At 71.2% G+C, this 1,227-nt stretch carries 2 protein-coding genes; both read left to right on the top strand.

Annotated features, from left to right (window positions below):
• Positions 1-263, top strand: a 263-nt coding sequence (locus tag AB0I77_RS53680) for a hypothetical protein (protein WP_363290348.1), incomplete at its 5' end; no start/stop codon positions are given.
• Positions 260-1,227 (top strand): replication initiator (locus tag AB0I77_RS53675; RefSeq protein WP_363290347.1); only part of this gene is annotated, 968 nt, incomplete at its 3' end. The genes AB0I77_RS53680 and AB0I77_RS53675, both read left to right, overlap by 4 nt.

Below are 1,227 nucleotides of genomic sequence, written 5' to 3'. Positions count from 1 at the left end.
CGCGCACGCGAAGGGGGGCAAGTGAGGTGAAGAGTCTTACGACCTCGATCCACATCGAGCCGGACACCCGCTTCCGTGTCACATCCTTCGCCGAGCACGCCAACCCCTTCGTCAGCCTCCGCATCGGGGGTGACTTCATCGAGGTCGCGTTGATCGCGTCTCTTGGCACCTCCGAGGCCCTGCGCAACCTGGCCGCCGCAGCCATCGACGCGGCTAACGCCCTGGACACCATGGCCACAGACGTGCCGGAGGCGCTCGCGTGACCGACACCGCCACCACGGCAGGCCTGGACCCGGCCACCCTTGGCGACCTGCTGAGGCTGGCCGGGTCCCCCGGCTTCGACCGCATCCAAGAACAGCTCCGCCGCACCGGCGGCTGCACCGACCCGATCCGGCTCATGGGCTCGACCGTCACGCGCGACGCGGCCACTGGGCAGGTGCTCCACTCCTACTCGACCGACGCCGAACCCGGCGGTGTCCTCCGCGTGGCCTGCGGCAACCGGCGCGCCTCCCGCTGCCCCTCCTGCGCATGGACCTACGCGGGCGACACCTACCACTTGATCCGTGCGGGCCTGGCGGGCGACGACCGCCGCCACATCCCCTCCACGGTCCGCGACCACCCCCGCGTCTTCGCCACCCTCACCGCTCCGTCCTTCGGCCCCGTCCACAACCGCCCCGACCACGGCGTCTGCCGCTGCGGGACCCGGCATCCGGCCGACGACCCCGCGCTCGGGACGGCGCTCGATCCGGAGACGTACGACTACGCGGGCGCCGTCCTGTTCAACAACCACGCGGGCGACCTGTGGCAGCGCTTCACCACCCGCCTTCGCCGCGAGATCGCCGCCCGCGCCGGACTGACACAACGCGAACTCGCCGACGCCTGCCGCGTCTCCTACGGCAAGGTCGCCGAGTTCCAAAAGCGCGGCGCCGTCCACTTCCACGCCGTGATCCGCCTCGACGGACCGGACGGCCCCGACTCCCCGCCACCCTCATGGGCCAGCACCGATCTGCTCACCGACGCCATCCGCGCCGCTGCCGCGCACTCCTACACCAGCGTCAGCATCCCGGCCGCCGGGGACCAACCGGCGCGCACCTTCCGCTGGGGCACGCAGCTGGACGTCCGGCCGGTCAAGGCCTTCGGCGACGGATCCGACCTCACCGAACAGGCCATCGCCTCCTACGTAGCCAAGTACGCCACAAAGTCCTCCGAGAACACCGGGATCGGAAG

It is taken from the genome of Streptomyces sp. NPDC050619 (genome assembly GCF_040654815.1).
Lineage (GTDB): Bacteria > Actinomycetota > Actinomycetes > Streptomycetales > Streptomycetaceae > Streptomyces.
Note: the sequence above shows the minus strand (reverse complement) of the source record. Positions and strands in the feature narration are given on the sequence as shown.